The 25681-nt window shown below is 25.1% G+C and carries 29 protein-coding genes and 1 riboswitch; of the genes, 14 read left to right on the forward strand and 15 right to left on the reverse strand.

Going from position 1 to position 25681, the window contains the following annotated elements; genetic code table 11:
* Positions 1-3: 3 nt before the first annotated feature.
* From CP965_RS03375 to CP965_RS03390, 4 genes are all read left to right on the forward strand, one after another.
* The gene (locus CP965_RS03375) at positions 4-513 is read left to right on the forward strand and encodes a hypothetical protein (RefSeq protein WP_129060645.1); all 510 of its coding nucleotides are present in this window, start codon (positions 4-6) and stop codon (positions 511-513) included.
* Positions 514-557: 44 nt separating this feature from the next.
* Positions 558-703, forward strand: a riboswitch (FMN riboswitch).
* A gap of 76 nt (positions 704-779) precedes the next feature.
* On the forward strand, positions 780-1409 hold the full coding sequence (gene ribB / locus CP965_RS03380) for a 3,4-dihydroxy-2-butanone-4-phosphate synthase (RefSeq protein WP_129060646.1): 630 nt from the start codon (positions 780-782) through the stop codon (positions 1407-1409).
* A 13-nt stretch (positions 1410-1422) separates the two neighbouring features.
* Entirely contained in the window at positions 1423-2211 is a 789-nt protein-coding gene (locus CP965_RS03385) for an ABC transporter ATP-binding protein (protein WP_129060647.1), read from the forward strand.
* Between the two features lie 337 nt (positions 2212-2548).
* Positions 2549-3121 carry a peroxiredoxin gene (locus CP965_RS03390; RefSeq protein ID WP_407646390.1) on the forward strand — a complete coding sequence of 191 codons (573 nt, stop codon included), beginning with the start codon at positions 2549-2551 and terminating at the stop codon, positions 3119-3121.
* Positions 3122-3202: 81 nt separating this feature from the next.
* Here CP965_RS03390 and CP965_RS03395 read toward each other — a convergent pair whose 3' ends face one another.
* The 5 genes from CP965_RS03395 to CP965_RS03415 form a co-directional block, all read right to left on the reverse strand.
* Entirely contained in the window at positions 3203-3472 is a 270-nt protein-coding gene (locus tag CP965_RS03395; RefSeq protein WP_129060649.1) for a hypothetical protein, read from the reverse strand.
* Positions 3473-3813: 341 nt separating this feature from the next.
* Entirely contained in the window at positions 3814-6219 is a 2406-nt protein-coding gene (locus tag CP965_RS03400; RefSeq protein WP_129060650.1) for a TonB-dependent siderophore receptor, read from the reverse strand.
* Between the two features lie 134 nt (positions 6220-6353).
* Positions 6354-7334, reverse strand: coding sequence for a FecR family protein (locus CP965_RS03405; RefSeq protein ID WP_129060651.1), 981 nt, complete (start codon positions 7332-7334; stop codon positions 6354-6356).
* Complete coding sequence (locus CP965_RS03410; RefSeq protein WP_129060652.1) at positions 7334-7804, reverse strand: RNA polymerase sigma factor; 471 nt, start codon at positions 7802-7804, stop codon at positions 7334-7336. The genes CP965_RS03405 and CP965_RS03410 overlap by 1 nt, the downstream gene beginning before the upstream one ends.
* 83 nt (positions 7805-7887) lie before the next feature.
* Positions 7888-8793, reverse strand: coding sequence for a DMT family transporter (locus tag CP965_RS03415; RefSeq protein ID WP_129060653.1), 906 nt, complete (start codon positions 8791-8793; stop codon positions 7888-7890).
* A gap of 114 nt (positions 8794-8907) precedes the next feature.
* Between CP965_RS03415 and CP965_RS03420 the strand changes: the two genes are divergently transcribed.
* The 4 genes from CP965_RS03420 to CP965_RS03435 all read left to right on the forward strand — a co-directional run bounded on the left by CP965_RS03420 (position 8908) and on the right by CP965_RS03435 (position 12165).
* Positions 8908-9510 carry a Crp/Fnr family transcriptional regulator gene (locus tag CP965_RS03420; protein ID WP_129060654.1) on the forward strand — a complete coding sequence of 201 codons (603 nt, stop codon included), beginning with the start codon at positions 8908-8910 and terminating at the stop codon, positions 9508-9510.
* 2 nt (positions 9511-9512) lie between these two features.
* A complete protein-coding gene (locus tag CP965_RS03425; RefSeq protein ID WP_129060655.1) occupies positions 9513-10319 on the forward strand; it encodes an AraC family transcriptional regulator in 807 nt (268 codons plus the stop codon).
* Positions 10320-10391: 72 nt separating this feature from the next.
* On the forward strand, positions 10392-11738 hold the full coding sequence (locus CP965_RS03430; protein ID WP_129060656.1) for an SLC13 family permease: 1347 nt from the start codon (positions 10392-10394) through the stop codon (positions 11736-11738).
* Positions 11739-11823: 85 nt separating this feature from the next.
* Complete coding sequence (locus CP965_RS03435; protein WP_206732236.1) at positions 11824-12165, forward strand: YnfA family protein; 342 nt, start codon at positions 11824-11826, stop codon at positions 12163-12165.
* 60 nt (positions 12166-12225) lie between these two features.
* Here CP965_RS03435 and CP965_RS03440 read toward each other — a convergent pair whose 3' ends face one another.
* Positions 12226-13107 carry a DMT family transporter gene (locus tag CP965_RS03440; protein ID WP_129060657.1) on the reverse strand — a complete coding sequence of 294 codons (882 nt, stop codon included), beginning with the start codon at positions 13105-13107 and terminating at the stop codon, positions 12226-12228.
* A gap of 110 nt (positions 13108-13217) precedes the next feature.
* Here CP965_RS03440 and CP965_RS03445 point away from each other — a divergent pair, with 110 nt between their 5' ends.
* Positions 13218-13835, forward strand: a complete 618-nt coding sequence (locus tag CP965_RS03445) for a Crp/Fnr family transcriptional regulator (RefSeq protein ID WP_129060658.1) — start codon at positions 13218-13220, stop codon at positions 13833-13835.
* A 57-nt stretch (positions 13836-13892) separates the two neighbouring features.
* On the opposite strand, the gene CP965_RS03450 is transcribed toward CP965_RS03445, so the two are convergent.
* From CP965_RS03450 to CP965_RS03470, 5 genes are all read right to left on the reverse strand, one after another.
* Positions 13893-14696 carry an aldo/keto reductase family protein gene (locus CP965_RS03450; protein ID WP_129060659.1) on the reverse strand — a complete coding sequence of 268 codons (804 nt, stop codon included), beginning with the start codon at positions 14694-14696 and terminating at the stop codon, positions 13893-13895.
* Positions 14697-14718: 22 nt separating this feature from the next.
* Positions 14719-15162 carry a GyrI-like domain-containing protein gene (locus CP965_RS03455; protein ID WP_129060660.1) on the reverse strand — a complete coding sequence of 148 codons (444 nt, stop codon included), beginning with the start codon at positions 15160-15162 and terminating at the stop codon, positions 14719-14721.
* Positions 15163-15195: 33 nt separating this feature from the next.
* Positions 15196-16683, reverse strand: coding sequence for an ATP-binding cassette domain-containing protein (locus CP965_RS03460; RefSeq protein WP_129060661.1), 1488 nt, complete (start codon positions 16681-16683; stop codon positions 15196-15198).
* 67 nt (positions 16684-16750) lie between these two features.
* The gene (locus CP965_RS03465) at positions 16751-17314 is read right to left on the reverse strand and encodes a GNAT family N-acetyltransferase (protein WP_129060662.1); all 564 of its coding nucleotides are present in this window, start codon (positions 17312-17314) and stop codon (positions 16751-16753) included.
* Positions 17315-17352: 38 nt separating this feature from the next.
* Complete coding sequence (locus CP965_RS03470; protein WP_129060663.1) at positions 17353-18255, reverse strand: surface lipoprotein assembly modifier; 903 nt, start codon at positions 18253-18255, stop codon at positions 17353-17355.
* A gap of 147 nt (positions 18256-18402) precedes the next feature.
* On the opposite strand from CP965_RS03470, the gene CP965_RS03475 reads away from it, so the two are divergent.
* The 4 genes from CP965_RS03475 (at position 18403) to CP965_RS03490 (ending at position 22265) form a co-directional block, all read left to right on the forward strand.
* Positions 18403-19038, forward strand: coding sequence for a response regulator transcription factor (locus CP965_RS03475; protein ID WP_228712671.1), 636 nt, complete (start codon positions 18403-18405; stop codon positions 19036-19038).
* Entirely contained in the window at positions 19031-20794 is a 1764-nt protein-coding gene (locus tag CP965_RS03480) for a sensor histidine kinase (protein WP_129060665.1), read from the forward strand. The genes CP965_RS03475 and CP965_RS03480 overlap by 8 nt, the downstream gene beginning before the upstream one ends.
* A 76-nt stretch (positions 20795-20870) precedes the next feature.
* A complete protein-coding gene (locus tag CP965_RS03485) occupies positions 20871-21719 on the forward strand; it encodes a helix-turn-helix domain-containing protein (protein ID WP_228712661.1) in 849 nt (282 codons plus the stop codon).
* An 87-nt stretch (positions 21720-21806) separates the two neighbouring features.
* Positions 21807-22265: a carboxymuconolactone decarboxylase family protein gene (locus tag CP965_RS03490; protein WP_228712662.1), complete on the forward strand. Its 459-nt coding sequence runs from the start codon at positions 21807-21809 to the stop codon at positions 22263-22265.
* A gap of 25 nt (positions 22266-22290) precedes the next feature.
* Here the strand turns inward: CP965_RS03490 and CP965_RS03495 are convergent, their stop codons facing one another.
* Both CP965_RS03495 and CP965_RS03500 read right to left on the reverse strand, forming a co-directional pair.
* Complete coding sequence (locus CP965_RS03495) at positions 22291-22815, reverse strand: YbhB/YbcL family Raf kinase inhibitor-like protein (protein ID WP_129060667.1); 525 nt, start codon at positions 22813-22815, stop codon at positions 22291-22293.
* Positions 22816-22881: 66 nt separating this feature from the next.
* The gene (locus CP965_RS03500; protein WP_129060668.1) at positions 22882-23430 is read right to left on the reverse strand and encodes a hypothetical protein; all 549 of its coding nucleotides are present in this window, start codon (positions 23428-23430) and stop codon (positions 22882-22884) included.
* 53 nt (positions 23431-23483) lie between these two features.
* On the opposite strand from CP965_RS03500, the gene argC reads away from it, so the two are divergent.
* Positions 23484-24482 (forward strand): N-acetyl-gamma-glutamyl-phosphate reductase, encoded by a 999-nt coding sequence (gene argC, locus CP965_RS03505; protein WP_323807962.1) that lies wholly within the window; start codon positions 23484-23486, stop codon positions 24480-24482.
* A 15-nt stretch (positions 24483-24497) separates the two neighbouring features.
* On the opposite strand, the gene CP965_RS03510 is transcribed toward argC, so the two are convergent.
* Together CP965_RS03510 and CP965_RS03515 are read right to left on the reverse strand one after the other, a co-directional pair.
* Entirely contained in the window at positions 24498-24743 is a 246-nt protein-coding gene (locus CP965_RS03510; protein ID WP_129060670.1) for a helix-hairpin-helix domain-containing protein, read from the reverse strand.
* Between the two features lie 197 nt (positions 24744-24940).
* Positions 24941-25675 carry an ion transporter gene (locus tag CP965_RS03515; protein WP_129060671.1) on the reverse strand — a complete coding sequence of 245 codons (735 nt, stop codon included), beginning with the start codon at positions 25673-25675 and terminating at the stop codon, positions 24941-24943.
* Positions 25676-25681 lie beyond the last annotated feature (6 nt).

Consider the following 25681-nt stretch of genomic DNA (forward strand, 5'->3'; position numbering starts at 1 on the left):
GAAATGCTAAGAAAAAACCTAAAATATATTATTGCTACTTGTTTAATAAGTTTATCAATTTTATTAACAATTTTAGTTCCTGGTGGACCCATAGAAACGAGAGACTTTTCCCATTATGATATTTGGATATTAAGTTTATTTAATATCTTTCTTACTAGTTTAGGAATTATTAGTATTATCACTGCATTTCTTATAATAAAACAAATTAAATATTCAATATCTACTACAATAATTATTTCTTTACTTTATATATTTGTTTACTTATCCGATTTATTCAAAATCTTTCCTATTAGCAATATTCCTATGTCTAATGCTCTTTTTACTATTGAATTTATTAGTACAATAATTGCAATATCACTTTTATATCTTTGCATAAAATATGACTTCACTACAAAAGAAAATAATAGTACTTTTAAAATACCTACTTTTTTTAAAATATTATTAATATTAATTATTTTTCTTTTTTCTATTGCTATAATATTATTTGCAACTAATTCAGCAATGGGGAATTAATTCAAGCTTTTTTCTAAGTAAAAATTGGTTATCATTTGTCAAATTTATTTTCTCAGGGCAAGGTGAAATTCCTTACTGGTGGTAACTATACTAACTTATAGAAGTCCACGAGCGCCTTATTTTTAAGGGTCAAGCAGATTTGGTGTAAATCCAAAACCAACAGTTAAAGTCTGGATGAAAGAGAATATAAAACTATATTATTGTTCAAAATATTAGCTTTATAAAAGCCCTGATTCAATAAGTTTACTTTAATAAAAAGGAAACCTATGAATCAACAAATCGTAAGTTGGAATACAAAAAAAAATATTGAGAATGCTATAAAAGCATTACAAGCAGGAAAAGGTGTTATCGTAACTGATGACAAAAATAGAGAAGATGAAGCTGATATAATCTACAGCGCTCAATACATATCAGAACAACAAATGGCTTTATTAATAAGAGAATGTAGTGGCATAGTTTGTCTTTGTTTAACTTCGCAAAAAGTAAATGAATTAAATCTTCCTATGATGGTACAAGCAAATAACTCAAAATATCAAACTCCTTTTACTATTTCAATAGAAGCAAAAAACAATGTTACAACAGGAGTTTCTGCAAAAGATAGAGTTACAACTATAAAAGCAGCCATAAAAGAAGATGGAATAAACCATATAGTTTCTCCAGGACATATATTTCCTTTAAAAGCTAGAGATGGTGGAGTTTTAGAAAGACAAGGACATACAGAAGCAAGTATTGATTTAATGAAATTGTCAAAACTTCAACCTACTGCTGTTTTATGTGAACTTACAAATGAAGATGGAACTATGGCAAAAGGTGAACAAATAACAAATTTTGCAAAAAAATACTCAATGCCTATTTTAAGTGTTCAAGATATTATAGAATATAGATTAAATAACTAACTAAGGAAAAACTTTGGATATTATAGACTTTGAAAATATTAATGTAGGTTATGATGAAAAAATTGTATTAAAAGATATAACTTTAAAAATCAAAGAAAAAGAACATTGGGCAATTCTTGGAGCAAACGGTTCTGGGAAATCTACTTTAATGAAGTTAATTCAATCAGAGATTCATCCAAGAAGAACAAAACCTTTTAAAAAAGAAATTTTAGGGAAAAGTACCTACTCTGTTTTTGAACTAAGAAAAAATTTAGGAATTATTACAAATGATTTACATAACTACTTTGCAAGAGAAGCTAGTTTTTTAACAGGATACAAAGTTGTTTTAAGTGGGCACTATAGTTCTGTTGGAGTTTTTGCTTTTCAAGATTTTTCAGAAGAACAATTAAGTAAAGCAAAAGAAGTTATGAAATTTCTTGAAATAGAACATCTTACAAGTAAAAAAGTAAATGAAATGTCAACTGGAGAATTAAGAAAATGTATAGTTGGTAGAGCACTAATTCATAATCCTAAGGCTTTTATATTAGATGAACCAACTGTAGGACTAGATATTAAAGCACAAATAAATTTTATAAAAATGCTAAAAAAACTTTCAAAAGAAGCTTCAATAATACTTGTAACCCATCACTTAGAAGAAATTTTTGAAGAAATCACTAAAGTAGCACTAATTCATAATAATACAATATTTAAAAGTGGAGATAAAAAAGACTTACTTACAAGTGAAAATCTATCAACAATATTTGATACTAAACTACATCTTAATGAAAAAAATGACAGATATTTTATAGAAGAGATTCTTTAATCTCCTCTATAAATAAAATCTAAACTTTATAAAAGACCAAGAATACAGCACTTTATTTAATATAATCTATATTTATTATAGTTTTATAAGTTAAACTTATTTAACTTTAAAAAAATTTTAAAGAATACTCTGCTAAACTTTCATCAGTAAAGGAAAAAAATTATCCTTTAATATTTTTTATAAGGAGTTCAAAATGGCTTGCGATACAGGAGCAAAACCAATTGACGAAACTAAAAATGTTTCAACTGAAAATAATGAAAACAATACAAATAATTTAGAAAAAAAGGAAGAAAAAATGAGTTCAAGTTTAGTATTAAGAAAATCACCTGAGTTTAAAATGGAAGCATATGATGCAAAAACTGGTCACTATACAGAAGTAAGTAGTGAAGATTATAAAGGTAAATGGCATGTTGTTTGTTTTTACCCAGCTGACTTTACTTTTGTTTGTCCAACAGAAATTGCAGCAATGAATGCAAAATATGACGAGTTCCAAGAACTTGGTGTTGAAATTTTAGCAGTTTCTACTGATACAAAATTCTCTCACAAAAGATTTGTAGAAACTGAGCCTTTATTAGAAGGATTAAAATTAACTATCGGTGCAGATGGTACTGGTGCAGTTAGTAGAGCATTTGGAGTAATGATTGAAGAAGAAGGTGTTGCATTAAGAGGAAGATTTTTAATTAATCCTGATGGTGTAGTTGTAGCACAAGAAGTTCAAGCTCCAATGGTAGGAAGAAATGTAAATGAATTCTTAAGACAAGTAAAAGCTTGGCAACATGCAGAAAAAACTGGTGAAGTTTGCCCAGCAGGTTGGGTTCCAGGTAAAAAAACATTACCAGTAAATACTGATGTAGAGCAAATGACTGGTAGAGTTGGTGATTATATCACTGTTGAAGAAATCATGTCTTAATAATATTAAGTAACCCCTCCTTCTCCTTGGGGTTACCTTAATATTAAGATTTTATATATAAAATAAGGGTTTTATTAATTATCATCTATTAACCCCAAACTCCTTTTGAAAAAAATCATCCATTTTTTCTTCATATTGTTCTTGTGTTATATAATTACCATCATTAATTCTTCTTTCAGCATCTAATACTCTTTTTTGTACTTCTTCTATACTATTTATAGTTAAACTAGATGGATAATCATTTTTAACAGTATCTATTACTTCAACTTTTTTATCTTTTATAAAACTATCTATCATAGCTTTAAAGTGTGGAAAAAAATCATCATCAATTTTTAAATTCATTGTTGGCATCTTATTTCTCCTTGGATATTTTAATTATATCATATTTTAATCAAACATTTGTGAAATAAATTAAAAAAGTAAATGCTTATCAAATAGCACAAGAGATGATACAACAAAATATCACTCAAACAGAACTAGCGAAGATGATAAACTAGAATTTATTGGGAAATCATAAGAAATTTTTTTTAAATTTTTTTTGATTTTTCAATATCTATAAAGTCAGTTTGATTTTCTCTTTTTTCTAAAATATCCAAATGCCAATTTGGTGTAAATTCTTTTAAATCTTGGTTATCTAAACTATAATAATTATCATCTATTTATAAAAAAGGATGAAAAATCCTTTTTTATTTTTAGAATTTATATTTTAATGAAAATGTAAAATTTCTAGGTGCACCATAAGAACCTGCTAAAAATTGTTCATCAAGAGAATCATAATATTTCTTATCAAAAAGATTATTTATATTAACACTTAGCTCTAAGTTTTTATTCATTTCATATTTACTCATTAGATTGACTACATAATATGATTCTTGTTCTGCATAAACATTAGACCCTGCTGTCATCAAAGATGCTGTATCAAAAAATATCTTATTTTGCCAATTTATACCTCCCCCTAATGTTAGCTTATTAATCTTATATGTAGTCCAAATTTTTATCATATGTTCTGGAAATACAGTATTGATTTGTTTCCCATTTTCATCATCTGTCTTTGCATAGGTGTAACTCATTTGTGCATTCAGGTTCGGTATTATCTCTCCAACAACTTCAATATCAATACCTTTTGTTTTGGCTCCATCTATACTTTTATATGCGGCATCTGTCGTTCCAATAATGGTGTTTTCAGCATCTACAACTGCTAAATCAGTTTGATCAATTTGATATAATGCGATACTACTATTTAAAGCTCCATTAAATAACTCATTTTTATATCCTATTTCATAATTTATTGATTCTAATGGATCTAAACTTTGTCCATTTTTATCTCTATAATCTTGAGGTTGAAATATTGTAGAATAGCTTGTATAAATTGTATGTTCATTATTTAAATCATATACTAAACCTACATAAGGGGTAAATGCATTTTCTTTAAATGTTTTATCACTGTTATATTGAGTAAGTTCAGTCCAATCCCATTTCTCTTTTATTTCATATTTTGAGAATCTTCCTCCAAAAATTAAAGATAAATCATCATTTGGATGTATTCTACTTGCTAAATAGGTCCCACTTTGAGTGATGTCTTTATTCGATTTATAAAGTGCTCCATCTGTAACAGTTCTAGGTGTATTATTTCCCCAAGTATAATAATTAATTAAACTTCCATCAACTCCTGAAATATCTTTGCCAGGTATATGTTCATTTTGATATTTAGAATAGTTATAACCCACAACGAGCTCATGTTCTCTTCCAAAAAGTTGATATGTTCCATCTAAAGTAAGGTGTAAACCAGTTTGTGACTGCTCTGTTGTTCCTTTTGCACCCCAAATTCTTACAGAATCACCAGTATCTTTATCAAATAAACTTCCAGCAGATTCACCAAAATTAAATTCTCTATCAGTATTTAGATGATTTATACTTGCTTTTAGTTTCCAATCATTATTAAAATAATGATTTACCGTAGTAAAAATATTATAAGTGTCCTTATTATCATAACCCCATTTTATTGCTTGACTATTTGATCTATCAAAATCAGTTCTTGAAAGGTCATCATAAAATAATAGTGATCCAACACTTGAATGACCTATAGGATTATATTCTTGATAATCTAACCCAATATTAACTAAAGTATTATCTGATATATCTGCTTCAACAATACCATATAGTACTTTTTTTTCTTCTTCAAGATAATCAACAAAACTTTTATTTTTTTGGTAAGCAGCTACCATTCTTGCTCGAATTGAACCACTGTCATTTAAAGAACTGGACACATCTGCATTAATTCTATATAAATCCCACGATCCAGCTGTAACTTCAACATTTCCTTGAAATTCAGTTGTAGGTTTTTTTCTAACCATATTGATTGTTCCTGATGGCTCTCCTGATCCTGTCATAAGCCCTGCCGCACCTCTTAAAACTTCTATGTGATCATAGATAACTGTATCTGATAATGCTTGGGATACTGTTTGTGTTCCTGTGTCTGAATATGTAGGGATACCATCTAATTGATAACTTGATATCTGATAACCACCTCTTGAGTATATTTTAAATCTTGAATTCCCTTGACTTTGAACATTAATACCAGGCGTTTGTTCTAGAAGCTGAATCATACCATCTAACCCTTGATCTTCAATTCTTTGTCTAGACATAATACTAATTGACTGAGGAGTTTCTTTTAAAGACATATTTAGTTTGGTAGCTGTACTAGTTTCACCTAAAGTATACGAGGATGTATTATCTGTTTTTGTTGATCTTGATATTATGTCAAATGTACCTAAATCATTTCCATTTTTAGAAGAGTTTTTTACTTCACTTTTTACTATAACTATTGCTTCATTTTTTATAATAGCTTTTAGTCCTGTTCCTTGTAAGAGTTTATCTAAAGCTTTTTGAGTACCTTCAATATTTTCAATATTGTTGATTTTCTCAAATTCTAGTAATTCATCATTTGCGATATATGATAAATTTGATTTTTTTGATATAATCTCTAATGCCTCCTTTAGAGTCTTGTCTTTTATAGTATATACTTCATCGGCAAATAAGTTCATACTAAAAGCTAAAACTAAAGAAGAGGCAACTAATGCCTTTTTTCCATAATTCATTATATGTTCCTTTTTTATAATTTTGAGAATTGTTATTATCTCTAAACATTAAACGAACGAACTGAAAAAAACGGACACTTTTTTTTAACAAATTTTAAAATTTGTTAATTTTTGTAGAAAGATTAAATAAGGTTTTACTTCTGAGTTATTTTTATAACATCATTATCTTTTTGAATTTTAATAGGATATATTAACTCAATTGCTTCTAAAAAAGTATCATACTTCAAAGTAGAAAACTTTCCTGATATTTTTAGTTGAGATAATTCATAAGTTTCAAATTTCATCTTTTTATTTGAATACCGTTCAAATAAAGAAGAAGCTTCTTTTAATGTTGTTTTATCAAATTTTATTATGTCATTTTTCCAATTTGCTATTTCATTTATATTTATTAATTCTTCATGGTTTAGAAACTTGCCATTTTCATCTAAAGATAGAGTATCTGCTTTTTTTAATTGGATTAAAGTCTCCATTTTTCCATATGAATTATAAATATGACTTACTTTTACAAGCCCTTCTAAGACATTTATTTTTATGATATTATTTAAATGTACAACTTCAAATTTTGTACCTAAAACTTCAATTACTATATTTCCTGTTTTTATTAAAAATGGTTTTTCTTTATCTTTGGCTATACTAAACATAGCTTTACCACTATTAAGAGTTACTGTTCTTTTTGTGTTATAATATTTTACTTCTATTTGTGTTTTTACATCTAAATCTATTGTAGAATTATCTGGTAACTTTATATTCAGTTCTTTGGTATTTGCTGTTATGTAGTCTTGAGAAAAGTTTGCTTTAAAATAATAGTTATTTACCTTAAATAAAGAAAAAACAACTAAACAGGCAATAACTATTGAAGCTATTAAATACCTACTTTTGTAAAATAAATTAGCTTCTTTTTCTTCTTTTGTTATTTCATCTTCAAGCTCTTTTAAAAAATCATTATCTAAATTTATACACTCATTTATTAACTTTTTATTTTCATCATAAGCTGTCCTATGATGGATATTTTCAAGCCAAAGGTTTAACTGGTTTTCTTCTTCTAAAGTCAAACCTTCTTTTTCTTTCATAAGCCATTGATTTGCTTTTTCATTTATTTGTGTTTTTAAATTCATTAATAATCATTTCCCATTTGTTCTTTTATCTTTAAAATGGCTCTTGAGATATTTTTTTCAACAGCATTTGTACTAATACCCATAATTTTTGCAATATCTTTTCTTGTATAATTTTTATAATAATATAGCATAAAGGCTTTTTTGTTTTTTGTTGAGAGTTTTTTAATGCACTCTTTTAACTTTTTTTGTCTAAGTTCATCTGAAACTATTTCTTCTGGTTTCTCTTTATCAGGGATAGAGTGTTGGTCTTCTTCATATGAAGTTTGAGGAAGAGTTTTATCTTTTCTTACTTTGTCTATTACTAAATTTTGTGCAACTTTATATAAGTATGCTTTTTTGATAGTAATATCTTCTTTTTTACTTATTTCTAAAACTTTTGTATAGGTTTCTTGGGTCAAATCTTTTGCTAAAATTTTATCACCTGTTAGCCTTTGAATATAATAAAATATTTCATCATAATGCTCAATCATTTTCCCAAAAAACCCACTTACATAGTTTTAATAATCATTATTATAAATTATTTTACTTTAGAATTATCTTATTAAGAAAAGTTCTACTTCTTTACACTTGCTACAATAATATTATCTTTTAATAAAATGAAAGTAGCAAAAGATGAAATTAGTATTCCTATTATCATCCAAATATTTATTAATTTAAATTCAAAAACAAATAATAAAATTGCAATAGTTGCAGGGTTTAAGTATATATAAGCCATTACTTTTCTTGGTCCTAAAATTACTGTACCTTTTTGATATAAATAAGAAGTAATCAAAGTTGCGGCTATACTTAAATATGCTACATATAAAAACTGTGTATTATCAATTTTATTCCACTCTAAAGGAATATTTAGAAAAAATAAAGCAAGAGCCATCCAAATAGAACCTCCAACTAAAGTCATAAAAACTAAAACTATCATTTTGTCGTCTTCTTTATAAAAAAATTTAGCACAAATAGAATATAAAGCCATTGAAGAAATGGAAAAAAGAAATAAAATATCTCCTTTATTTAAGGACAAAGATAAAAACATATCAAGACTTCCTTTGAATACAACAATTGAAGTACCAATAATTCCTATAAAATAAATCAAGTATTGTTTAGAAGATATCTTTTGTTTAAAAACAAATATTGCAAAAAATGCAGTTAATAAAGGAACTAAAGTAAAAATTGTACCTGTATTTAATGCTGTGGTATATTCTAAAGAAGTGAATAAACCAATAAAAAATGCTGAATAAAAAAAGCTAATTATCATCGCTCTTTTAAAAGTAGGAATCACTTTTTTTCTAAACTCTTTTTTTATAAATACAAAAGGAGCTAAAGCTAATGATGCAATAATAAATCTTAATAAATTTATAGAAATAGGATCTATTATTCCTGATAATTTTTGGGAGACAATAAATGAACCACCAACTAGAAATGTTGCTACTAATATAATCAAATGTGCATTTAAATCTTTTGACATAATCTTTCCTTTTTTTAATGGAAGAATATATAAATAATTTTATATTGTCATTTACTTATGTTGATTTTTTACAAAAATTCTTATATGCTAAGAAAAAAATTTATAAGTAATATAATGAATATAAACAATAATCAAGTTTTTGATTCTTTAAAAGAAACTATGGATTCTTATTTTCCACTTTCTAAAGAGACTTGGGAAGAATTAAAAAAAATTTGTAAAATTAGAAATATAAAAAAAAATGAATACGCTTTTGATTTTTATGATAAAGTTAATGAAATAAGTTATGTATATAAAGGACTCTTTAGAACTTTTTCTTTAAATGAAAAAGGAGAAGAATATACTAAAAACTTTTTTTGGGAAACTAGACTTTATGGTCCTATGGTTGCTTTATTAAATAATAAACCTCTTACATCTATTGTTCAAGCTTTAGAAAATTCTATTGTAATAGAAATAAAACATGACAAATACAGAGAGCTACTTTTAAAATATGATGATTTGAAAATGTATCATATTTTATATTTAGAAAAACACTGGATATTACAAAAAGATGAAAGTGCTTATTCCTTAGTATTAGAAGATGCAAAAGAAAGATATAAAAGATTTCAAGAAGAATATAAACATATTATTTCAAGGCTTCCTCAATATCATATTGCTTCTTATTTGGGGATTTCTCCAACTCATTTAAGTCGAATAAGAAAAGAACTAAAAGAAAAATAATTATGTTAAAATCATCAATAATGAAAGAAATTTCTTTTAAAGAAAACAAGCTTATTTTTAAATATATGAATAAAAAGCACTCTTTTTCAAAACATATCCATGAAAATAACTATATGCTTGGAGTTTGTTTAGCAGGGAAAAGTATTTTTTCAATGGACAATAAAGATTTTGAAGTAAACAAAAATATGTTATGTTTAATACCTCCAAACACTGTTCATTCTTGTAATTCTTTTGAAATAGAGGATAAATGGGAATATCTAACTTGTTTTATACCTAAAAAACTTTTTGAAGAAGTAGCAAATAGTATTTGTTCAAAAAGTAATGTAACTTTCAAAAAATATTTTATAAAAGATGATGACTTATCTAAGTATTTAAAAGAGCTTATTTCTACAACTTTAAGTTCTGAAAAAATTGCAAATGATGAAATCATAAACTTTATAAATCTATTTTGTGAAAAATATATGACATATAAAGAAAAAATCAAAACCATAGAAAATGAGAAATTTGAAGTGCTTTTTGAATATCTTAAAAAAGAAAACTATGATATAAAAGAACTAACTTTTTATGAAATGGCAAATATTATGAAAATGAATCCTTATTATTTTCATAGACTTTTTTCTAAAACTATTGGTTTAACACCTCAAACATTTATAAACTTTCTTAAGGTTTCAAAAGCTACAAAACTCTTAAAAGAGTATCAAAATCTCTCTTCTTTAGCTCAAGAATGTGGTTTTTATGACCAAGCACATTTTACAAAAGAGTTTAAGAAATATCATGGAATAACACCAACAAAATATAAAAGTATTTAAAATTGTTCAAAATATTACAATACATAATTTCTTGAAAATGCTAAAATTCACAAAAAATGCAAAAGGAAAAAAATGTTTAAAAATATTGCTTTTATTGTTATCCCCATATTTTTATATTTATCACTATTTAATTTTATTGAAGAACAAAAAGATTTACTACTTATATCTTTAATCCTTACTACAATAATATATTGGGCTACAAATATAGTTCCCCTATACTTTTCATCACTAATATTTTTATTTACTTGTTTAGTCTTTTCTTTAAGTACCAAAGAGATAATCTTTTCAGGGTTTTCATCTTCTGCTTTTTGGCTAGTTGTAGCAGGAATGTTAATTGCAACTGCTATTAAAAATGTAGAATTAAACAAGCGATTTACTAACTTCTTTGCTTTTATACAAAATATGACTTATCTAAAGATTTTGATTCTAATATCTGCTCTTTCTCTTGGTTTTAGTTTTATTATGCCTTCAAGTGTAGTAAGAATTGTATTATTAGTTCCTTTTGCTATTAGCCTTGCCAAAGCTTTAGGCTTTGAAGAAAAAGACAAAGGGTATATTGGAATTTTACTAAGCTTTATTCTTTGTAGTTCAATTCCTGCTTTTACTATCTTACCTGCAAATGTTCCAAATATGATTTTAAGTGGTTTAACAAAAGAAATATATGACTATGAGTTGCTTTTTTCTCACTATTTATTAGCAAATTTCTTTATTTTAGGTTTTATAAAAAATATAGTTATTGTGAGTTTGATTTATCTATTTTTTAAAGATAATATCAAAGATAATAAAATAGAAAAAGAAAATACTACTTATAGTAAAAATGAAAAAATAGTGATGATAACATTAAGTATTTTATTGCTTCTTTGGTTGAGTGATTTTATACATAAAATACCACCAAGTGTTATTGCTATTATAGGAATTTTATTTTTAGCATATCCAAGTATAAATATCATAAAAGCAAAAGATATTAACACAGTAAACTTTTCATCATTGATTTTTGTAGCAGCAATTATTAGTCTAGGAAGTGTTGTTGCAAATAATGATTATATTAAAGATAGTTTACTACAACTTGTAAATCTTTATGAACCTTCAAAGTACGAAGTTTTTGACTATATCAAATTAACTTTACTTATGTCTTTAAGTGGTATTATAATTACCCAACCAACTATTCCAGCCATATATACACCTATTGCCGAACATTTAAGTACAATAAGTAGTTTTAGCTTAGATGAAATATTCATGATGCAAGTTGCAGCTTTTTCTAATGTATTTTTTCCTTTCCAAGCTCCTCCTTTAGCAGTAGGACTTGCATTATCTGGAATAAAACAAAAATATATGTTAAAAGTAGTATTGCTCACAGCTTTAATTACTATAGTATTTTTATATCCTTTAGAAGCTTATTGGTTAAAATTTATAAGATAATAATTTTAGAAAGTTTTAACTAGACTTCTAATATAGTTCCATTTAGTAATGATTTTCAATACTAAATAACTATTTAGGAATTCACTTGGTAATAGAATTTGCAATATATTTTTTAGCAGCTTTTTTTGAAATATTAGGGTGCTATAGTTTTTGGATGGTTTTTAAACTTGAAAAATCATCTTTTTGGCTCTTTTTAGGAGTAATTTCTTTGATTCTTTTTGCTTATTTACTTACAAAAATAAACTTAGAATTTGCTGGACGAGCTTATGCTATTTATGGAGGTATTTATATTATCTCTTCATTAGCTTGGTTGTTTTTTGTAGAAAAACAAGCTTTTAATAAATGGGATATTATAGGTTCACTAGTTGTATTTACAGGAATTTGTATTATTCTTTTTGGAAATCAAAAAGCTATAAGTAATATATAATTGCTCCATTAAAATGCTTTTTGTGATAAATTTAAAAAAAGGGAAAGATTCCCTTTTTAATTAACTTTTTATTAAAAGTATTATGGTAGAAAAAGTAGATATCAATATACCCATAATTACCCAATAACTTAAAACTTGAGAAGATACGATAAACATAAGTATTGCAATTGAAGCAGGAGTTAAATAAGTATAAGCCATAATTTTCTTAGGTCCTAAAATCACTGTACATTTTTGATATAAATAAGCAGTAACCAAAGTTGCAGGTATACTAATATACCCTAAAGAAACAAAATCATCACTACTGATTCTATCCCATTGTAAAGGTACATTAAATATAATTAAAGCAAATGACATCCAAATGCAACCACCAACTAATGTCAGGAAAACTAAAACAAATAACTCATCATCTTCTTTATAAAAATATTTTGCACAAATAGAATACATAGCTATAAATAAAATAGAAATAAAGAAATATGTATCACCTTTATTTAAAGTAAGTGACAAAAAAAGTTGTAAACTTGCTTTAAATACCACAATACAAGTTCCAATAATTCCCAAGAAATATACTATATATTGTTTTTTTGGAATTTTTTGTTTAAAAAACATCATTGATAATAAAGCAGTAAGCAAGGGTACAAGGGTAAATATTGCTCCTGTATTTAAAGCAGTTGTATATTCTAAAGAGATAAACATTCCTATTAAAAAAGATGTGTAAAAAAAACTTATTATAAATGCTCTTTTAAAAGTTGAAATAAGTTTTACTCTATACTCTTTTTTTAAAAATATAAAAGGGAGTAAAGTTAAAGTTGCTATTAAAAATCTTAATAAATTAATTGAAATAGGATTAATTAATCCTGATAATTTTTGAGATACTAAAAATGATCCTCCTGATATAAACGTTGCAAATAAAATTAAGATATGTGCATATAATGTTTTTGACATAAAATATCCTTTTTTGATATAGATTATCAAAATAATTTATTTTTGTCATATACATAGGTTGATTTTTAAATAAATTTGTAATATCCTTTCTAAAATATTAAAGATTATTTATGAATACAAGTACAGAAGAAATATTTAACTCACTTAAAAAAACTTTGGATTCTTATTATCCTATTTCAGAAAAAACTTGGGAAGATTTTAAAAATATATGTATTATAAAAGAAATAAAAAAAAATGAATATGCCTTTGAACTTTATGATAAAGTAGATGCTTTTTCTTATGTATATAAAGGTTTATTTAGGACATTTTCATTTAATGAAAAAGCAGAAGAATATACAAAAAAATTTTTCTGGGAAACTAAATTTTATGGACCAATGGTTGCACTATTATATAAAAAATCCATAAATGCAGTAGTTCAAGCAATAGAGGATTCAATAGTTATAGATATTAAACATGATAAATATAGAAAACTTTTAGAAAAATATGATGATTTAAAATTTTTCCATATTTTTTATTTAGAAAAACATTGGGTATTAGAAAGAGATGATATAGGTTCTTCTCTTGTTCTTGATAATGCCAAAAAAAGATATGAAAAATTTAATGAAGAATTTAAAAACATTATAAATAGAATTCCTAAATACTATATAGCATCATATTTAGGTATCTCACCTACTCATTTGAGTCGTATAAGAAAAGAATTAAAAAAAAATAATACTCTTTCTTCATAAATATATTTACTAATATTTTTTAACTTAATATAAATTTGTTTACATATGTGAAGGTAACTATATATATCGAAGTATTGAATTTACTTCATCTTCTTCTAGTGAAAAGTTTTTTATATCTAAATCTTCTATCATATGAGTTTTTGAAGTTGTTCCATTAAGAGGGGTTATTCCTATTTGATTTAAAAACTTATAAAAAATTTGAGGTACAGTTCGTTTATAGTTTTTTGCTAATGTTTGAATTTCTGTAAGTTTTAGTAAATGAGGATTTGCAGTTAGTGACCAAAAACTTTGATATACAATACCTCTTTGTCTTGCAAACTCTCTTATTTCTTTATCATATTGTGTTTCACTATAAAACCTATTTTGAATTACACTTGGTTTTACCTTTGCAGTATCATAAAGATATGCAAGTAAATTCAAATCATAACAATTTGAAATACCTATTTGCCCTACTTCACCAGAAGTAACAAACTCTTCCATAGTTTTATACACTTTTAATAAATCCTCTAAAGGAGCAAAGGGAGAATGAATAAGATAAGAATCTATAAAATCTGTTTTTAGATTTTGTTTTGACTTATAAAAAGATTTTTCAAGTTGAATTAAAACATTATCACTAGCTTCATAGGGCATATTATTTCTATCTTGTCCAGATATAGGAGTAAACTTTGTTTGAAGAAATATATCTTTTCTATTAATACCTTTTTTAATGGCATTTTCTAAACCCTCTCCAACTAAATCTTCCCTGTAATGCTTTGGCTGACAAGCAGTATCTATGGCTTTAAAACCACTTAAAAGAGCTTCTTCTACTAAAGAAGCAGTATTCTCTTTTTTCCATGCTGTTCCATAAATCATATTTATCATAATTACTCCTTTAGATAAAGCCTTATTTAATAGAAATATATATTTCTATCTCATCTTCTTTTGCATATTTTTCAAAATCAAAATTATATGCTCGTTCATATTCACAAGATTCAGACTCAAAATAAGCCCATATCTCTTTCCAAGTTTCTATTACTACTTCAGGAAATTCACCCTTTTTTGAAAATACTAAATATTTATCTTTTTCTATAGTAATGGCATTTTTAGGTTTTGTAACTTCTACTCCAATTGTATAATCATAATCAGAGTTTACATCATTTTCATATTTATTATAAACTCCATACATAGCCATATTTTTTGCTTTATTGAAAGTTTTACTTTCTATATTTTCATCCACATACTGTTGCCATAAAGCTGGAATTTTACCTTCTTCACTAAATTCTATTTCATTATTTGTTCTTGTACTAATACCTGCTACATAAAATTTTTCTAAATATTTTACTTTCATTTTTTCTCTTTCATTATTTTGTTTGTAAGTTTATCATATTAAAACCTCTAAATTAAAATTAGATGGACTTTTTTCTGAAATTTTCCAAGTTTTTGTTTTAATATTCTTTATAAAATGCAAATCATGACTTACAAATAAAACTGTACCTTTATACTCTTTTAAAGCCTCTTGCAAAGATAAAATTGAATCAATATCCATATGATTAGTAGGTTCATCTAATATCATAAAAGCTATATTTTCTAATAAGGCTTTAGCAAACAATAACTTTTTTAACTCCCCAGAACTTGGAAAGTCATTATTTAATAGAGTTTTAGCATTTGAAGACAATCTTGTTATAAAAGTAAAAAGTTCTCCTTTTTTTTCATTAGATAAATTATTTATCTCTTCAAATAACTCTTGTGCTTTTTTTAAGTCAATTTCTTGGGGAAGAAACAATATTTCATCTAAGTTTAGTCTTGAAACTATTTGTTTAATAAAAGTAGATTTCCCCACGCCATTGTCTCCCAAAAGAACTATTTTATCTCCTTTATTTATACAAAGTTCAGGATAAAACAAAGTTTTTTTATCTGTTAGTTTTATACTACCCTCTTCAATAAAAAAAGGGAAAATATCATTTTTACTTGATATTTGTTCTATTGCTATTCCTTTTTTATACTCTTTATCTAAATTAATTTTTTGTGAATTTAATTGTTGTAGTTTTGTATTAAAAGTATCTACTTTTTTTGAATCATTTTTATCTTTTCCTGTTAGCTTTGCTAAGTTTATTTTTTCTTTTAAACTTTTATCTTTTTTATCAATACTTTTTTTTGAAAGTCTTGATTTACTTTTAGAAACTTTTTCTTTTTGACTTTGAATATTTTTTTGCAAAGATTTAATCTTTTGATTTTGTTTTTCAAACTCTTTTTTCAAACTGTCTTGTTCTTTTTTAAACTCGTTTATTGCTTGTGAATAAAAAGTATTGTACTTATAAAAAATCTTATTTTTTATGATAATAGTATGAGTACATAAAGAGTCTAACACTTCTTTGTCATGACTAACTATTATTCCTATTTTATTAAAAGTAGTAAGTGCTTTTATTACTAGTTCTTTTGTAGAAATATCTAAATGATTTGTAGGCTCATCTAAAAGCAAGATATCAACATCACTATAAAGAGCAATGGCTATTTGTATTTTTTTCTTCTCTCCAAAACTTAAAGACTCCCAGCGATAAAGCCACTCATCTTCTATACCCAATAACTCTTGTAATTTATATTTTTTGCTTCTATAGTCCTCTCTAAACTCTTCAAAATTATCAGGTAAAGAATACATTTTTTGCTTACAATAATATACTAAATTATTACCAACTATTGTTCCTGTATTTGCTTTTAATTTTTTCGAAATAAGCTTTAACAAAGTAGTCTTACCTGAGCCATTTTGTCCTACAATAGAAGTAAAACCATTTGTAAACTCTAAATTTAAATTTATTAAAATATCATTATGTAAATATTTATAAGAAAGATTGTTTATTTGTAAATGTTGCATTGAAATTCCTTGATTATGCTATAAAAGATCAAGGATAATTGTATTTTTTTAAATTTTATCCTTGAATTTATAATAAAGTATTCATTTCTTTTTCCTTTGTAATTTTATATAAAACATGCTCTGCTAAACTGTGATTTTTTGGAAGCAAAGGATGAAAAAAATTATTGTTAGTATTTTTCATACCAATTCGTTCCATAACAAGATATGACTTTTTATTTAGTACTGAAGTAAAAGCATAAACCTCTTCTAACTTTAATTCTTCAAAAGCAAAATTCAAAACTGCTTTGGCTGCTTGAGTAGCATAACCTTTCCCCCAATATTTTTTATCTAACCTCCATCCTATCTCGACACAAGGATTAAAAGGTAAATCATATCCAGGTTTATTTAATCCTACAAAGCCTATAAACTCTTTTGTAGATTTCTCTTCAACAGCCCAAAATCCCCAACCTTGAATAGAGATAAGAAAACGACACTTATCTGCTAATTCATCACTTTGATTCTGAGTTAATATATTTGGAAAATATTTCATTACATCTTTGTCTGAATTTATTTTTGCAAAAGCTTTATAATCACTATCTTTCCACTGTCTTAATCTTAATTTTTCTGTTTGTATTTCATATATCTTTTTCATATTTTTATTTATACCTTATTGTATTTATAAAAAATATCTTAAAACTGATACCCTATACTAATAAAACTAAAAATATCTTTTTTATTATAAAAATCTATATTTGCATTTTCTTTTTTATATCCTAATTTAAAACTTAAATAAGTATTTTTATAATTCAAGGGTTGTTTCCATTTTAATTCACTTATAATACCATAACTATCACTTTCAATTGTTTCATTAAAAATAGGATTAATCTCTTCATACTCTTTTGTTGAATATTCTGTTAATAACATTAATTCTAAATATCTATTTATTTCAGTCATTACTCCAAAATCTAATCCATAGCTATTATAAGAACTAGCTTTCCCCTCAGCAAAATATTTTTCATAATTGATATTATATATTAAAGCTAATTTTTTATTTATTATATGACTTGTTTCTAAAGAGATTCCATGTCTATTTCCTTCACGTTTTAATACATCTAATACACTTTCTTTATCATAGGATTTATTACTATACTTATATTTAAGCTTTGTCATAATATCTTCATTTAAATGCATACTATATCCAATATATGCTCCCACTTCATTTGTATCTGTTTCTTTTCTTTCTGAAGCTATCAAAAATGGATTTTCCCATTCTTCCTTAGCCAATAAATCGATATTTATTCCTATATCAAAAGTTCCCTTATTAACTTCTATTTCACTACCTAAACTAAGTCCACCCATACCAGATTCTGTATAGATATTAATTTTGTCATTAACATCATAACCATAATAAAAGCCTATATAAGGATTTGCCATTGTATCAGATTCAGCATTTTCATATTTTAAAATAGTTCCTTTTGATTCAGTAGAAAAATTATCTTTAGATTTAAAAATTCCACCACCTAATTCAATATAGTTTTGTTCCTTTGCACATAATGTACTTACCAATAAAGATAAAAATATTACTCTTTTCATGTTTGTCCTTTTTATTTAAAAAAGTATATTTAAATTTTATGTGGAAATATGGGGGTTCACACTTTTTAGCCATAATTTTTATGTATAATATTTATATAACAAAAAGGAGAAACTATAAATAGATTAAAAAAACTTAAGATTCTTTATATTGATGATGAAGATTTTATTAGAGAAAATGCTGTTGAGTATTTAAAATTTTATTGTGATAATGTTTATGAAGCAAAAGATGGAGAAGATGGTTTAATAAAATATAATAAATATAAACCTGATATTATTATTACAGATATTAAAATGCCTAAACTTAATGGACTTAATATGATTAAAAGAATTAGGCAAAAAGACAAATTAAGCAAAATTATAGTTGCAACAGCTTTTCTTGAAACTTCTTATTTACTAGAAGCTATAGAGTTAGGTTTAATTAAATACTTAGTAAAACCACTTTCAGAAGATAATTTATTGCCTGTTTTAAAATTATGTATAGAAAATATAATTGAAGAGAAATCTATTTTTAATATAGATAAAATTTTTACTTTTGATCTTTTTAATGATTCTCTATTTTATAAAGAAAAACAAATAATATTGACTAAAACAGAACTTTCTTTTTTAAAACTTCTTATTACAAACCGTAATAGAGTTGTAAAATATTCTGAATTTAATGATAAAATTTGGAATGGAGAGATGAGTGATAATGCCTTAAGGTCAATTGTAAAAGAACTAAGAAAAAAAATCTCAAAAAAAGCTATTAAAAATGTATCTGGTATAGGTTATCAAATAAATGAGTAAAATGATAAAGCTTCCTATATATATATTTCTTATATTAAACTTTTTAAATGCAGATATCATAAAAAGTATAGAAATACTAACTCCAACAAAAAGTTATTCAAACCTTGAAGACATAAAAAAATCAAAAGATTTTAAAACAATAAATCTACCTGTAATAATTAGTACAAAAGATAATCATTATCTTAAAATATCTTTAGATAATACCCAACTAAATAACCAAAATAAAATATTAGAGTTTAATAAGGAAGTAGAACTTTTAGAGTTTAATAAAAGTATACATATCTCCTCTTTAAATAAAGACTCAATTATTGAATACTCTATGAATAGTCCATATAATATTTTATTTTTAAAAATACCAATAGATATAAACAATAAAGATTTTCTAAATTATACAGATTTTGATATAAATATTTATGAAAAAAATGAATTTATTTCAAAACAGATGTTTTTGAATAAATTATATGGGGTAGCTTATGGTATAGTTTTTGCTGCATTTTTATATTACTTAGCTTTATACATATTTAATAAAGAAAAAAGCTATATTTTTTACTCTTTAACACAATTATCAATGTTATTTATTCTCTTTTCAGTATTATCAAAAGAACTATCGAGTAATAAAACTATGATGGATATCATACTTTTTTCTTTTTTCTTATTTTCAAATCTTTTTACACAACACTTTTTAAATACCAAATATAAAAGTCCAAAAATCCATTTTATATTAAAGCTTTCAATATACATTTTTATAATAAACTTGTTAAGTGGACATCTTTTTAATTTTTATTTTTTTGAGGAAAGTGCCCCTTTATCAAGCCTTTTAGTGATATATATCATTGCTGCTATAAGATGTTATGAAAAAAATAATTTTCCTATACTCTTTTACTTGTTAGCATGGAGTCTTTTAATATTGTCTTTTTTATTTATACAGTTAGAATTTTATTTTATTCAAAAAGGTATAACTATTAATCCAAGCTTACTAATGCATTTTATTTCACCTTTAGAATCACTAATTTTAGCATTTGCATTATCTTATAAGATGAGTATATTAAAAAAAGAGAAAAATGAACAAAAAGAACTTTTATTACATCAAAGTAAACTAGCTTCAATGGGAGAGATGATAAGTAATATTGCTCATCAATGGAGACAACCTTTAACTCACATTTCATATATTTTTATGAATTTAAAAACTTCTTTTGAAAAAGATAGATTAACTCAAGAATATTTTTATAAAAAAACAAATGAAGCAACTATGCAATTAAATTTTATGTCAGAAACAATTGATGATTTTAGAAACTTTTTTAAAGTAACTAAACAAAAAGAAAACTTTTCCATAAATAATGCTATTAATGAGGTAATTCAACTACTAAGTGGTATATTAAAAACAAATAACATTACTGTAAGTCTAAATGCTAGTGAAGAAATTATTATACAATCTTATAAAGGGGAGTTTTTACAAGTTTTATTTAATATTCTTAATAATGCGAAAGATGAATTAATTGAAAAAAACAAGAAAAATGCTAATATAAAAATTAATCTTCAAAAAAATAAAGAAATCACAATCCAAATCATAGATAATGCTGGAGGAATAAAAAAAGAAATCCTAGATAAAATCTTTGAACCCTATTTTACAACAAAAGACAAAGGTTTAGGTATAGGTTTATATATGAGTAAAACTATTATAGAAAATCATATGAATGGAAAGTTAAATGTGAAGAATAATGAAGATGGTGCTATTTTTAGTATTATTTTACCTTAAATTTTTATCATAATTTTTGTATTATTAATTTATGAATCATTTAGAAAAAATAAAAGAATTTTACCAAAGAAACAAATTGGATTATATCCCTAAAAATTTCCTTGGTCATTTTAATGTTTTTAAAAGAGCCAACGGCACAACTTCACAAATAACTTACAATAAAAGAGATTATTTTAAAATCACTTTATTAAAAGGTAAAATCAAAATTAATTATGCAGATAAAACTGTACAAAGTGACAATTATGCTTTAATGTTTTCAGACCCTTTAGTTCCATATAGTTGGGAGCCTTTAGATGAAAACCAAGACGGATACTTTTGTATTTTTACAGAATCTTTTTTTAATAAATTTGGTCAAATAAGAGATTATCCTGTATTTCAAACAAATCAAAACAAAGTGTTTATCTTAGATGATTTTGCACGTAAGGAAGTAGAAAAGATTTATCTTAAAATGCTTGAAGAGATAAATTCAGACTATACTTACAAAGAAGATGTTTTAAAAAACTTAGTTTTTGAGCTTATTCATTATGCTATGAAAATACAACCTGCTTCTATAATAGATTTAGAAAAAGAAGAAAAAAAATCAAAAATATATTTACTTTTTAATGAACTTCTTCAAAGGCAATTTCCTATTGAATCTATTTACCAAAGACTAGAGCTAAAAAGTGCTGCAGATTTTGCAAGACAATTAAATATTCATACAAATCATTTAAATAAAGTTCTAAAAGAGAATACAAATAAAACAACCTCTGAACTAATAGCTCAAAGAGTTATGCAAGAAGCAAAGGTTTTACTCAAACACACAACTTATAATATCTCTGATATCTCTTTTTGTTTAGGTTTTGAAGAGCCTTCTTATTTTATAAACTTCTTTAAAAAAAGAGAAAATACAACTCCTTTAAAATATAGAAAATCAATAAATATTTGATTTTTATAATTTTTTATTTGAATCTTACATCATAAAAATTTATCCTTTTTGTTACTATTTTTATATCAAAAATGAAAAGGAGTAAAGATGAAAAAGATTATTGTTCTTTGTATTTTAGTTATTTTACAAACAATATCACTTGCAGAAGATACACAAAAAGGATTAGAAATGAAATCAGAAAGATTTAAAATAGGTTGGGAAAAACTAAAAGAAGTAGATGGTAGTGCTGGTGAAAATGTGGTTAAATCATTAAAAGATATAGCCCCAGACTTTGCTGATTTACTAATTGAATTTCCATTTGGAGATGTTTATAGTAGAAAAGAATTAGACTTAAAATCAAGAGAAATAGCTACTATTGCAGCACTTACAGCTATGGGAAATGCAAGCCCTCAATTAAAAGTACATATTCAAGCAGGATTAAATGTAGGATTGACAAAAAAAGAGATTGTGGAAATCATAATGCAAATGTCAGTTTATAGTGGTTTTCCTTCTGCTTTAAATGGTTTATTTGCAGCAAAAGAAGTTTTTGAGAATGAAAAAAAGTAATATATTGCCTTATAAAGGCAATATATTATCTTCCATAATAAGAAATAAGTGAAGCTTTTGCAAGAGTATGACTATTTAAATAGTATCCTACTACTGCTGGATTAGTATTTTTATCTAAACCTAATTTATCTGTATCTAAAGCATATACTGTAAAAATATATCTATGAGCTTTATCTCCTTTAGGAGGACAAGCACCACCAAAACCACTTTTACCATAATTTGTAATACTTTGAACTATATTTTTATGCTCTTTAGAACCAAATCCTGTTTCTAAAGTCGTTTTATCTTTTGGGATATCAAAAACTACCCAATGCCACCATCCAGAACCTGTAGGAGCATCTGGATCATAAACTGTTACAGCAAAAGATTTTGTTCCTTTTGGAGCATTTTCCCATGATAAATCAGGAGAAACATTTTCACCAGTACAACCAAAGCCCTTAAATTCTTGTGTTTTTGTTAATTGACCTTTTAAAGTATCACTTTTTAAAGTAAAGTTTTGTGCAAAAACACTTACTGCTATAAAAGTTAAGGCAAGTAATATTTTTTTCATTTTTTTCCTTTTTGTAAGATGATGTTATTATAAACTATAATAATCAAAAAAAATATTAGAAATAATCTAAATTTTGTTGTTTTCTATAGATGCTTTAAAATGATTATTTTTATAAATTGAAAACAAAAAACTTCTAAACTCTTTAGATAAAGGGCTATTTAAAACATTTAAAAAAGCTTCTTCAAGTTTTAATTTTATTATTTCTTCTTTATTTTCATTAGAACTTTTTATATAGTGACAAGTTGAATCCATAAGTATTTTTAACTCATCAGTTTTCTTTAAATTTAAAACTTCTATTTCTTTTATATTTTTTTCATCTTCAAAAGAAATATTGTATTTAAACATAAAATCAAGTAATACAGAATCCTCATAAGAAAATAGCATTGCTTCATAATACTCATCTAAAACTTCACTCATAATATAAGAACCACTTTTTAAAAATAAAAAATGTTTTTCATCAATTGACAAATCTTCATTTTCTAAGTGCAAAATTTTTGTACCCTTTTTCACTAGAATCAAGGTATTTGTATCTAATAACACTTCATTTTTATATTGAGGTTCTTTTTGAACATAATTAAAACATGAAAAAAACAAGTTAGGTATTTCTCTTTTCATTTTCTCTCTATTTTATATATTTTTCAATAGCTTAAATCACAAAAAAGAAGCTTTTGGATAAACTATTAAAAATAATTATAACAAACTTTGAGGTAATAATGAAATATAAAATATTTGTTGATGGACAACATGGAACAACAGGACTAAAAATCCATGAAATGCTAGAAAATCGAGAAGAGATTGAACTATTAAGCATAAAAGAAGAAGAAAAAAAAGATATAAATAAAAGAAAAGAACTTCTTAATAGTGCTGATTTAGTTTTTTTATGTCTTCCTGATGCTGCTTCAATAGAATCAGTTAGTTTAATTACAAATGATAAAGTTAAAGTAATTGATGCAAGTACAGCTCACAGAACAAATCCTACTTGGACTTATGGAGTGCCTGAATTAACTTCAAATAATAGAGAAAAAATAAAAAATTCTACTAGAGTTTGTGTACCAGGTTGTCATGCAAGTGGTTTAATCATAGCGATGAAACCTCTAATTGTAAATAAACTATTAGCAAATTCTCAAAAACTAATTTGCCATTCAATCACTGGTTTTAGTGGTGGTGGTAAAACTATGATAGAAGATTATGAAAATGGAAAGTTTGAAGATATTGGAGGTCAAAGACCTTATGCTCTTTCACTTAATCATAAGCACCTACCAGAAATGAAATATATTTTAGAACTTGATGAAGCACCAATCTTTACTCCAAGTGTAGGTAATTTCAAACAAGGTATGCTTGTAATGAGTTATTTAGCAAAAAAAGATTTTCAAAAAGAAATATCAAGAAAAGAGATTTTAGAATTATATAAAAATTACTATAAAGATGAAACTTTTATAAATATTATAGAAGATAATGAAACTTATCTTGACGCAGGATTATTAAATCCTATGAAATGTAATAATACAAATAGTTTAGAAATTTCTGTCTATGAAAATGATACAGATTTAGTAATCATTTCAAGACTTGATAACCTTGGGAAAGGTGCATCAGGAGCAGCAGTTCAATGTATGAACCTTATGCTTGGAATAGATGAAACAAAAGGTTTAAAAACAGTTAAAAACTAGAAGATTTTTTATCTTCTAGTTAGTTTTTTTATACTCTTTTGCAAAATCTATTGCATTTTGAACAGCTTTTTTTGCTTGTGGAGAGTTTTTCCAACAAGTACTATTTAAAATATCTGAAACAATATCTGTAATCTCTTCAACACTACTTTTACTTAACTGTTCCAAAGAGTTTATTCCAGCTTGTTCAAATCTTTTTATTACAGTTTCACCTACAAACTTTACTTGTAATAACTTCTCTTTTTCTTCTTTTATAAAAGCCATATTTAATCCTTCTTACTTTGTACAAAGTACATATCTTCTAAACTCTTTATAGTAATATAAGTTACTGTAATGTGTATTACTATAATTTATTTGAATTGTAAAAAGTTCTTATCTTAATCTAGTCTTAGGATTCATCAAGCCCATATATCGCCATATGGGTTTGTCTAAATTATCATCATTAATTCTACTAATATTAATCACTTTATTTTTCTTTTTCTTCTTTTCTCATTTATCTTATCTAATAAACTACTAGTAAAAATACTTCCTGGAATTGCATAAAAAGCAATTCCTAAGGCACTTACAAAAGTAGTGAGAATTCTACCTAATGTAGTAATTGGATACATATCTCCATAACCAACAGTAGTAAAAGTTGTAACAGCCCACCACAATGTAGTTGACATACTTGTAAATACTTCTGGTTGAGCTTTTGATTCTACAAAATAAACTAAAGGAGTTAAAGTAAATAATAAAACAAATATTGCTATGACAATGTAAAGAAACTCTTCTTTTTTTTCTCTAAAGATTTCAATTATTATCTTATCAAACTCATTAAACTTTGCTAATCTAAATAATTTAAATATTCTAATAACTCTAAGACCTCGTAAAAAACCTAAATCAATATTAAAAATTGTTAAATAAAAAGGCAATAATACAATTAAATCTATAATCATAAAAGGAGTAAACATATATTTCACTCTATTTTTTTTCCTAGAATAAATTCTCAATATATATTCAATAGTAAATAAAAAAATATTAATCATATTAATTTTTTGGAAAGTATTAGAATATTCACTTAATGTTTTTTCTGTTTCAAGAAACATTACAGTTATACTAATAAGAATATTTAAATATATTAATACTTGAAAAAATACACCAAACCTATGTCTTGTTGGCTTTTCAAAAATTAAATATAGTTTACTACGAAAATCCATATTCTA

It is taken from the genome of Halarcobacter mediterraneus, from assembly GCF_004116625.1.
GTDB classification, from domain to species: Bacteria; Campylobacterota; Campylobacteria; order Campylobacterales; family Arcobacteraceae; genus Halarcobacter; species Halarcobacter mediterraneus.

Excerpts from the sequence above, each read along its gene's own strand:
- CP965_RS03375 (WP_129060645.1), top strand. The coding sequence starts at position 4 with ATGCTAAGAAAAAACCTAAAATATATTATTGCTACTTGTTTAATAAGT.
- ribB (WP_129060646.1), top strand. The coding sequence starts at position 780 with ATGAATCAACAAATCGTAAGTTGGAATACAAAAAAAAATATTGAGAAT.
- CP965_RS03390 (WP_407646390.1), top strand. The coding sequence starts at position 2,549 with ATGGAAGCATATGATGCAAAAACTGGTCACTATACAGAAGTAAGTAGT.
- CP965_RS03395 (WP_129060649.1), bottom strand. The coding sequence starts at position 3,472 with ATGCCAACAATGAATTTAAAAATTGATGATGATTTTTTTCCACACTTT.
- CP965_RS03400 (WP_129060650.1), bottom strand. The coding sequence starts at position 6,219 with ATGAATTATGGAAAAAAGGCATTAGTTGCCTCTTCTTTAGTTTTAGCT.
- CP965_RS03405 (WP_129060651.1), bottom strand. The coding sequence starts at position 7,334 with ATGAATTTAAAAACACAAATAAATGAAAAAGCAAATCAATGGCTTATG.
- CP965_RS03410 (WP_129060652.1), bottom strand. The coding sequence starts at position 7,804 with ATGATTGAGCATTATGATGAAATATTTTATTATATTCAAAGGCTAACA.
- CP965_RS03415 (WP_129060653.1), bottom strand. The coding sequence starts at position 8,793 with ATGTCAAAAGATTTAAATGCACATTTGATTATATTAGTAGCAACATTT.
- CP965_RS03420 (WP_129060654.1), top strand. The coding sequence starts at position 8,908 with ATGAATATAAACAATAATCAAGTTTTTGATTCTTTAAAAGAAACTATG.
- CP965_RS03425 (WP_129060655.1), top strand. The coding sequence starts at position 9,513 with ATGTTAAAATCATCAATAATGAAAGAAATTTCTTTTAAAGAAAACAAG.
- CP965_RS03430 (WP_129060656.1), top strand. The coding sequence starts at position 10,392 with ATGTTTAAAAATATTGCTTTTATTGTTATCCCCATATTTTTATATTTA.
- CP965_RS03440 (WP_129060657.1), bottom strand. The coding sequence starts at position 13,107 with ATGTCAAAAACATTATATGCACATATCTTAATTTTATTTGCAACGTTT.
- CP965_RS03445 (WP_129060658.1), top strand. The coding sequence starts at position 13,218 with ATGAATACAAGTACAGAAGAAATATTTAACTCACTTAAAAAAACTTTG.
- CP965_RS03450 (WP_129060659.1), bottom strand. The coding sequence starts at position 14,696 with ATGATAAATATGATTTATGGAACAGCATGGAAAAAAGAGAATACTGCT.
- CP965_RS03455 (WP_129060660.1), bottom strand. The coding sequence starts at position 15,162 with ATGAAAGTAAAATATTTAGAAAAATTTTATGTAGCAGGTATTAGTACA.
- CP965_RS03460 (WP_129060661.1), bottom strand. The coding sequence starts at position 16,683 with ATGCAACATTTACAAATAAACAATCTTTCTTATAAATATTTACATAAT.
- CP965_RS03465 (WP_129060662.1), bottom strand. The coding sequence starts at position 17,314 with ATGAAAAAGATATATGAAATACAAACAGAAAAATTAAGATTAAGACAG.
- CP965_RS03470 (WP_129060663.1), bottom strand. The coding sequence starts at position 18,255 with ATGAAAAGAGTAATATTTTTATCTTTATTGGTAAGTACATTATGTGCA.
- CP965_RS03480 (WP_129060665.1), top strand. The coding sequence starts at position 19,031 with ATGAGTAAAATGATAAAGCTTCCTATATATATATTTCTTATATTAAAC.
- CP965_RS03490 (WP_228712662.1), top strand. The coding sequence starts at position 21,807 with ATGAAAAAGATTATTGTTCTTTGTATTTTAGTTATTTTACAAACAATA.
- CP965_RS03495 (WP_129060667.1), bottom strand. The coding sequence starts at position 22,815 with ATGAAAAAAATATTACTTGCCTTAACTTTTATAGCAGTAAGTGTTTTT.
- CP965_RS03500 (WP_129060668.1), bottom strand. The coding sequence starts at position 23,430 with ATGAAAAGAGAAATACCTAACTTGTTTTTTTCATGTTTTAATTATGTT.
- CP965_RS03510 (WP_129060670.1), bottom strand. The coding sequence starts at position 24,743 with ATGGCTTTTATAAAAGAAGAAAAAGAGAAGTTATTACAAGTAAAGTTT.
- CP965_RS03515 (WP_129060671.1), bottom strand. The coding sequence starts at position 25,675 with ATGGATTTTCGTAGTAAACTATATTTAATTTTTGAAAAGCCAACAAGA.